Genomic DNA, 242 nt, shown 5'->3' with positions numbered 1-242 from the left:
CCGACGCGGGGTATGAGATCGCCAAGGACGCCGCCCGCGAGCATGGGCTGAACCTGCCGAGCCTGGCATGAAAACCCTTCTCCCCTCGGGGGAGAAGGTGGCTCGCGGAGCGAGACGGATGAGGGGGCTGCGTCCGCAGTCTCAACGTCATCCGGCGCGTTCGCTGACCCCTAGCCCCCAAACCCGCCGCGGCGCCCCCCACCCTAACCCCCCAGGGGGGGAGGGAAATGAATTGGGATGCC

It is taken from the genome of Brevundimonas sp., from assembly GCF_046293315.1.
Lineage (GTDB): Bacteria > Pseudomonadota > Alphaproteobacteria > Caulobacterales > Caulobacteraceae > Brevundimonas.
This window is presented reverse-complemented; position numbering follows the sequence as displayed.